Here is a 7,116-nt window from a genome sequence, read left to right as displayed (position 1 = left end):
ATTTTAGTTATTTTAGTTAAAGTCCCTCAAAAATAGAAGTTATTAATGATATAAATAACGAGCTTATTAATCTACATCTTTGTATTAGAAATAAACCACAAAGCTTATAGTAAATGTGCTTAATTCTATGTTAGTGAGTAGAAAGATATTTGCAATGATAAAAAATAAAGAATTAAAGTCAAGGAATGATATAGAAAGAGCTGCTTTTTATTTTTATCTTATCAGCACTTCTTTTGGATCAAGCATGGGGCAATTTGCTATGAGTAAACAAAGAGCGCCAAAAAGATTGCTTAGAGATTTTAGCTTACATACACAAAGGCTTAAACATGCTAGTATTGAAAATAAAAGCTTTGAATATATTTTAAAAGAATATGATTACAATGAAGCTTTGTTTTATTTAGATCCACCTTATGTGGGGACTGAAAATTATTATAAAAACACTAATGGTTTTGGAATAAAAGAACATAAACTATTAAATGAGTTATTAAAAAACATCAAGGAGGTTTTAATAATGAACTTTTAAGAATAAAGTTAAGAGAATATTTTTTAATATTCTCTTTTACTTAAGCAAAGAAGCTAAAAAATCTAAAGCTTCTTTGTTGGATTTTACTTCATACTCTAAATAATCTTTCTCTAAAATAGCTCCGTATTTTAATAAGAGTAAAATAGCTCCAAAATTATTATGATTAATAGCATAAAACATAGGTTGTTCGCCCATACATTCTTTTGTGGCACTCATACCGTTTTTAAGATACTCTAATACAACATCATTGTTGCCATTGCAAATTGCTCTTATAAAATCTCTTGTATAACCTTGTTTTAAATTATTTTGTATTCTTGACATTTTTTATCCTTTTGTTTTGATAAGACTACAATAGCTTGGCTTAGCTGAATGTGTGCTGTTGTAAATTATATTGTTTTAACCCAGCTTGATACTACATTTAATAAATGATTATAGTCTTTACTTGTAGCTTCTTTAAAAAACTCATCTCTAATATTTTTGTGTATTTTAGCTTTTTTCAAAGCACTATCAACTCTAGATAAAATTGAAAAAGCATTACCATCTTCTCCGATTAATTTAACTTTTATATTTGGATATTTTATACTCATTTTTGACCCCTTAAAATTCACAAAAAGTGCTTTTTAGTTCATATCTTTGTTTTTTATCATTGTATTGAACTACAAATTTTCTACCAATTATGTATCTTTCAAATAAAGGCACTTGTATAATGGTTTTATCTTCATTCATTTCAAGTATTTTTGCAATAGAATAAGAATATATTCCCATATTATAAATAGTCATAAGCTCTAAAATATTATCTCTTACTAGATAATCTTTTTCTTTTAAAAGTCTTTTATATAAAGTTTTAAATTCATCTTCTAAATCCTGCATAATTTTTTCTTTTAATTCTTTATCAGTATAGTTTTTAATCTCTTTCATTTTTCTCCTTTTGTTGATTAAATACACAATAGCTTGGCAAAGCTTATTGTGTGCTGTTAGATCCTAGAAAGCTCTCCAATTACCATACCAACTAATAAAAAATCTCCATTTTTATAAAATATGTCTTTATATAAAGGGTTTAAAGAGTGTAAAATTACTCCATTATCTTGTTTTAAAACTTGTTTGATAAAAAGTCCATCTTTAGTATTGACTACACAAATACTTTTATTTTTAAAAGTTTTATTTCTATCTATTACGCAAATACTTCTATCTTTGATAATTGGCTCCATACTCTCACCATAACAAGTAATAAGCTCACAATCTTTTGTTTTAAAAAAATCTAATATCTTTTGATCTATTAATATATTTTCAAAGTCTAAAATATCATTAATCCCACCTCCACCTAAACTAGCATTTGTTTTATATAGTTTTAAAATTTTGTATTTGTATTCACATTCTAATTGATCTTTTGGAGAGCTTCCATAAAAGAAGTAATTAATACTAATGTTTCTTTTTTCTAAGAAGTTTAAAATGTGTGCATAGGGAATGGAGTTTCTAAATTTCATAGAATTAAAAGTGTCTGGGTGGATACCTAATTCTTTAGCTATATCTTTTGTTTTTAATTCGCGCTTACCTTCACTTGCAAGTATGTCTTTTAATTTCTCAATCACTTCTTGCATTTGCATGTTAAATCCTTTTATTTTAATTTAAAAGAATTTAACAAAAAATTGCAAAAAGCAATGAAAAGATTTTATTTTGAAAGGTTTAATTATAAGTATAATTTTTACACTATTAATTGATTTTAAAAAAAACAAATTTTTCATTAAATAAATAATAATTTATAATCTTAAATTGATTTTTTAATATATAAATTATATAATGCTTGCCAATTAAAGAATCAAAGCCATCAAAAGGACTTATATTAATGAAAAGCTTTAATACCATAGTAACAACCAGAACAATTAAAAGTGATTCTAGTGTTATGAGATTAAATCCAATTAGCGAAGCAATCAAGAATGCTATTGATGCAAAAGCAACTCATATTGATATTTGTTTTGAAGAGTGCGAAAGCGATGGTTTGTTTGATAATAGTATTTCTATCACCATTAAAGACAACGGGGCCGGCTTTAATTGTTTCGATGATCAATATATGCAAAATAGATGGACGCATTATAAAGGTGGAGATTATATTAAAAATACTTTAGGAGGAAGAAGCAGAGGCCGATATTCTTATCTTAAGTTTGTTGATTTTGAAAATGAATGTTTGAGTGATATTAAAATATATACAAAATATAACAATAAAAGTTATAGCGTTATCTTTCAAGGTGAAAATCAGAATATAGGATTTAGCGTCAAAGAAGAAGTTGCAAATCACACAGAAAATTTTACAACGAAATTATATATCAAAAGACTAGGAAATAAATTTATTAATGGCAATACAATAGAACAGATGATTGAAAAAGCAAAAAAAGAAATTATAGTTGAATTTTCAGATAAACTTCTAAAGGGTATAACTTTATCTATTAACAATATAAAAATTAATGTTGAAGAATATATAGAAGAACAACTGGAAAAAGAGTATGAATTAAAAAATGGACAAAAAATTAGTGCATATATGGTTGTTTGGAAAAATGAAATTGATTTGGCAATCGATAAAAAGCATGTTTTTTTATTTAATATTGATAACATTCCTCTTGGAAAAATACCATCTGGTTGTCAAAAATCAATATTTAACTGTCATACTGTATTTTTAACGAGTAGCTGTTTTGAAGAGGATTGTGAATTTATCGATATTAATCCTAACTATAAAAAAATTATAGAGGAAGTTAAGAATTTATATAAACCTGACTTAGATAAATTATTATATAAAGTTTGGCTTAAAAATGCAGATTTGATGGCTAATAAATTAGCAGAAGAGAGTGAATTTTTCAAAGATGAAACCGATAAAATGATACAAGAAAAAATTAAAGAAGCGTATATGGTTTTATCTTTGCCGTTGCTTATAAAACAACATAATATTAATCGCAGCAACGCATCATATTTTAGCAACTCGCTAATAGGATTAATTTCAGATAATTCTTATAATACACTTGAGAATTTGGAACTTGTTTTTAATTTAGAAAAAGAAGATCATGAAGTTTTTAATTATGTAAGAGAGAATGTTAATATTCTGAATCTAATAAAAAAATATTATAATTATATATCAAGACTTGATTTTTTACAGCATTTTGAAAATTTGGTATTAAACGAAGGGAAGGCAGAAACAAAGGAAAGAAAGGAGCTACATAAAATTGTAGAAAATAATTTATGGTTGTTTGATGAAGAATATCTAAATCTTGATTTTTTTAGCGATCAATCATTAAAAGGAATTTTTAATGAAATAAAATTACCAATAAATATAGATAGTGAAAATCAATTAAATACAATTCCAGATATTTTTATACCTCGTACTAAGGATAATGAATTAATACTTATCGAGTTAAAAGCACCAAAAGTAGAAATAAATTCATCAATACTTACTGATGTGTTTAATAAATATATCACTAAAATTCTTAAATCATTATCAAAGCAAGGAAGTAATATTGATTATGTGAAGGCTATATGCATTTCATCAAAAAAGCAAGAATTTACAGGAAGCTTAACTGGAGATAAATATAGCATAAATCCAATGACTTGGAAAGAAATAATTAGTGTAAGAAAAAAAGACTTGGAAAACCACATAAAAGATGTTAAAAGTAATTTATCTTTATCAAAATATAAAGATCTTCACAATTTTAAAGAAAAAGAAATAAAAATGGAAAGGGTTGGCAATTTAAAAAAAATATAAAAATTTGAATATTTTATATAGCAAAAAATTTCCAATATGATAATTATCTAAACAAAACTATATTTTATTTGTAACTACCTGTATGTTATTTATTTTTTAAATTATCTAGTAATGTTAAGCTTTGTACGTAACTATCCTCCAAACCTTAAAGTTATAGATAGCTACATGCTATTTTTGTATAAAAAGTGGTTAAACTATGATTATATAGTGTTTTATAAAGATAGTTACATTAAAAACAAAACATAAGTTTATTTTAAGTAAAAATGTAACTATCTTTGGAGAGTAAAACATTTTTTAGGATTTAAAATTTAAAACTAAACTTCGCCTTTACATGCCTTTTAAACAGTATTTAATCACTTTCTTGGGATAAAACGGATATTTTGGGATATTTGGGATATTTTATGCTTTGAATTGAGAAAGATAAAAATGTATTTCTATAAGCTTTAAAAGCCTATTATTTAGCATTTTTGCTAAAATTATTTAGAGATAGTTACATATTCTTTTTAAAATACCCCTTACAGGTTTTATATTGAAATAGTATTGTAAAGTGTTATATGTGATATTGTTTATAATAAAGTTTATAATAAGTCATTGTATTGGTGGATAATCGGTTATGATTATATGAGATATTTACTATGAATTAGAGGGTTTAGTTGTTCTAATAGGGTAAGGTTTTTAGTTTTACAAAAAAAGAAGGTTATAGTACTTGTTAAGTGGTAGAAAATCAGAAAAGTTATTTAGAAATTTTATTTAGTAGTAATACTTTAATTTAATATTTTTAATTAACCATAGTTGATATTTTTGGTTTTTGATATAAAATATTAATTTTTATAATGTATTGTATCTTTTTTATTTTTGGAGGATATATGAAAAAATTATTTTTAACTTTAACGCTTGGTTTTACAAGCTTATTGGCTAATGAAAAAATATTAAATATTTACGAAAGTCCCACTTGTGGATGTTGCGATCTTTGGGCTAATTATATGAAAGATAAAGGCTATAAAGTACAAATACACAAAAGTGAAGATTTTTTAAAAATAAAAGAAAAAATGAATATTCAGCCTGTGTATCAAAGCTGTCATACTGGTGTGATTGATGACTATGCTATAGAAGGGCATGTTCCTGAAGATGCAGTTGCTTGGCTTTTGGAAAATAAACCTGAGGATGTTATAGGTATTTCTGCTCCTGGTATGCCTCAAGGAAGTCCTGGAATGGAACAAGGTTATGAAGAAGAATATCCTGTAGTTTTGATGCTTAAAAATGGAGATTATAAAATTTATGGGATCTATAAAGGACATAATTTAATCAAAATAAACTAAGCAAAATTGCTTAGTTTATTTTGTATATTAAAGGTATTCTTATATGAAAAGTTTTTTCATATTGTGGAAAATTCTTAGATGCTATGCGTATAGTTTCTAAGGCACTATCATTTAATAGTTTATATTTTGATGGTTTTAATATTTTTAAGTTTAATAAGTTTTTATCCTTAGTCCATGTGAATTCTAATAAAATTTCACCACTCATCCGCATTTTTCTAGCTTGCCTAGGATAAATTAAAGCTTTATCTATAGCTTGCTTAACTTCTTTTAAAAGTTCATTGTTATTAGTTAAAGATATGCTTTCTTGAGAATTTATCAGGATGTTTTTTTCTTGAGATGTTATTTTTTGAGATTTTATTTCCTCTTTTAATCGATTTGCTGCTTTAGTATCGGTTGAAGTATTTATTTTTTTAGGTTGAACGATAGGTTTTTCTTTTACTTGTTCTATTTTTTTTATTTTTTCTTGTTTAGATTGTTCGTTTTTTACTTTAGGAGAATCTTGTAAAAATTGTTTTATAGCTATATTAAATTTTTCTTCCTTTGTAGTGTTATGTTGTATATATAAAAAATTCTTAGCATAAAGAAAAACAAAAAGTAAAGGTAAAAAGATAAATAAAGTAATGAAAAATGATTGATTTTTATGATTACTTATAAAAGTCTTCATCTTTTTTGCTCTGTTAAAATTTGAAAATTTTCATGATTTTTATTTTTTAAAATATCAATAATTTTTACAAAGCTTTCAAATTTTGCCTCTTTATCGCTTTTTAACTCTACTAAGGTTTTAGAATTTATAGTGTCAAATTTTTCTTTTATTTCTTCTATGGAAACTGTTTTTCCATCGATATAAAATTTATTTTCTTTATCGATTAAGATGCTTATTTTGTCTTTATTTTCACTTATGGAATTTGAATTTTCACTTTGAGGTAGATTGATTTTGATTTCACCATGTGCGATAAAAGTGGATATACTTAAAACAATGGCTAGTAAAACAAGCATTATATCTATAAAAGGAATAATATTTAAACCTTCATTTTTTGGCAATTTAAGCATTTTTATCCTTAAAAATACGATATGCATTACTCAAAGTTGATATTTTTCTAAGCAATCCATTATAAGCCATCAAAGAAGGGATGGCAACTAAAATTCCCAAAGCAGTAGCCTTTAAAGCTAGCGATAAGCCAATAACAATAGATTTTACATCAATATTTCCACTTGCTCCCATGTCGTAAAATGTAATCATAATCCCTACTACAGTTCCTAAAAGTCCTACATAAGGAGCGTTAGTGTAAATAATATAAAGCATAGTGATATTTTCACTAATTGCATCATCAAATTTTTCTTGGCATTGATAATCATTTAGTTTAATTTTTTTAAAAAATAAGATGCGTTCTATAGTGCACCATATAGCAATAAATGCCATTAACCCTAAAACAATAAATATAATTAAGTCAATATAAGTTTTTAAAAATTCCATACATCCTCGCTTTAAAAATTTTTGTGATTATATTACTGAAAATTAAATTATTTAT

9 protein-coding genes and 1 pseudogene are annotated in these 7,116 nt (G+C 25.0%); 3 read left to right on the top strand and 7 right to left on the bottom strand.

Features of this window, described 5'->3' with window-relative positions:
* Nucleotides 1–20: 20 nt before the first annotated feature.
* A pseudogene (locus tag L8W40_RS07050) lies at nt 21–520 on the top strand (DNA adenine methylase); the annotation flags it as partial.
* Nucleotides 521–559: 39 nt separating this feature from the next.
* On the opposite strand, the gene L8W40_RS07045 reads toward L8W40_RS07050, so the two are convergent.
* The 4 genes from L8W40_RS07045 to L8W40_RS07030 all read right to left on the bottom strand — a co-directional run bounded on the left by L8W40_RS07045 (nt 560) and on the right by L8W40_RS07030 (nt 2,127).
* The gene (locus L8W40_RS07045) at nt 560–844 is read right to left on the bottom strand and encodes a hypothetical protein (protein WP_214114445.1); all 285 of its coding nucleotides are present in this window, start codon (nt 842–844) and stop codon (nt 560–562) included.
* A 65-nt stretch (nt 845–909) separates the two neighbouring features.
* Nucleotides 910–1,104 (bottom strand): hypothetical protein, encoded by a 195-nt coding sequence (locus L8W40_RS07040; RefSeq protein WP_318529488.1) that lies wholly within the window; start codon nt 1,102–1,104, stop codon nt 910–912.
* 16 nt (nt 1,105–1,120) lie between these two features.
* Nucleotides 1,121–1,441 (bottom strand): hypothetical protein, encoded by a 321-nt coding sequence (locus L8W40_RS07035; RefSeq protein ID WP_133374360.1) that lies wholly within the window; start codon nt 1,439–1,441, stop codon nt 1,121–1,123.
* 56 nt (nt 1,442–1,497) lie between these two features.
* On the bottom strand, nt 1,498–2,127 hold the full coding sequence (locus tag L8W40_RS07030; protein ID WP_263665039.1) for a helix-turn-helix transcriptional regulator: 630 nt from the start codon (nt 2,125–2,127) through the stop codon (nt 1,498–1,500).
* Nucleotides 2,128–2,366: 239 nt separating this feature from the next.
* On the opposite strand from L8W40_RS07030, the gene L8W40_RS07025 reads away from it, so the two are divergent.
* Together L8W40_RS07025 and L8W40_RS07020 are read left to right on the top strand one after the other, a co-directional pair.
* Nucleotides 2,367–4,268 carry an ATP-binding protein gene (locus L8W40_RS07025; protein ID WP_263665038.1) on the top strand — a complete coding sequence of 634 codons (1,902 nt, stop codon included), beginning with the start codon at nt 2,367–2,369 and terminating at the stop codon, nt 4,266–4,268.
* Nucleotides 4,269–5,134: 866 nt separating this feature from the next.
* On the top strand, nt 5,135–5,587 hold the full coding sequence (locus tag L8W40_RS07020; RefSeq protein WP_214114371.1) for a DUF411 domain-containing protein: 453 nt from the start codon (nt 5,135–5,137) through the stop codon (nt 5,585–5,587).
* 10 nt (nt 5,588–5,597) lie between these two features.
* Here L8W40_RS07020 and L8W40_RS07015 read toward each other — a convergent pair whose 3' ends face one another.
* The 3 genes from L8W40_RS07015 to exbB are packed head-to-tail and all read right to left on the bottom strand — an operon-like array spanning nt 5,598 to nt 7,061.
* Complete coding sequence (locus tag L8W40_RS07015) at nt 5,598–6,251, bottom strand: energy transducer TonB (RefSeq protein ID WP_214114369.1); 654 nt, start codon at nt 6,249–6,251, stop codon at nt 5,598–5,600.
* Nucleotides 6,248–6,637 (bottom strand): TonB system transport protein ExbD, encoded by a 390-nt coding sequence (gene exbD / locus L8W40_RS07010; RefSeq protein WP_214114368.1) that lies wholly within the window; start codon nt 6,635–6,637, stop codon nt 6,248–6,250. Before exbD ends, L8W40_RS07015 begins: the two co-directional genes overlap by 4 nt.
* The gene (gene exbB, locus L8W40_RS07005; RefSeq protein WP_214114372.1) at nt 6,630–7,061 is read right to left on the bottom strand and encodes a TonB-system energizer ExbB; all 432 of its coding nucleotides are present in this window, start codon (nt 7,059–7,061) and stop codon (nt 6,630–6,632) included. Before exbB ends, exbD begins: the two co-directional genes overlap by 8 nt.
* Nucleotides 7,062–7,116: the final 55 nt, after the last annotated feature.

It is taken from the genome of Campylobacter sp. IFREMER_LSEM_CL1846 (genome assembly GCF_025772105.1).
GTDB classification, from domain to species: Bacteria; Campylobacterota; Campylobacteria; order Campylobacterales; family Campylobacteraceae; genus Campylobacter_D; species Campylobacter_D lari_D.
This window is presented reverse-complemented; position numbering and strand designations above follow the sequence as displayed.

Coding starts and splice junctions, on each gene's coding strand:
- L8W40_RS07045 (WP_214114445.1), bottom strand. CDS start 844: ATGTCAAGAATACAAAATAATTTAAAACAAGGTTATACAAGAGATTTT.
- L8W40_RS07035 (WP_133374360.1), bottom strand. CDS start 1,441: ATGAAAGAGATTAAAAACTATACTGATAAAGAATTAAAAGAAAAAATT.
- L8W40_RS07030 (WP_263665039.1), bottom strand. CDS start 2,127: ATGCAAATGCAAGAAGTGATTGAGAAATTAAAAGACATACTTGCAAGT.
- L8W40_RS07025 (WP_263665038.1), top strand. CDS start 2,367: ATGAAAAGCTTTAATACCATAGTAACAACCAGAACAATTAAAAGTGAT.
- L8W40_RS07020 (WP_214114371.1), top strand. CDS start 5,135: ATGAAAAAATTATTTTTAACTTTAACGCTTGGTTTTACAAGCTTATTG.
- L8W40_RS07015 (WP_214114369.1), bottom strand. CDS start 6,251: ATGAAGACTTTTATAAGTAATCATAAAAATCAATCATTTTTCATTACT.
- exbD (WP_214114368.1), bottom strand. CDS start 6,637: ATGCTTAAATTGCCAAAAAATGAAGGTTTAAATATTATTCCTTTTATA.
- exbB (WP_214114372.1), bottom strand. CDS start 7,061: ATGGAATTTTTAAAAACTTATATTGACTTAATTATATTTATTGTTTTA.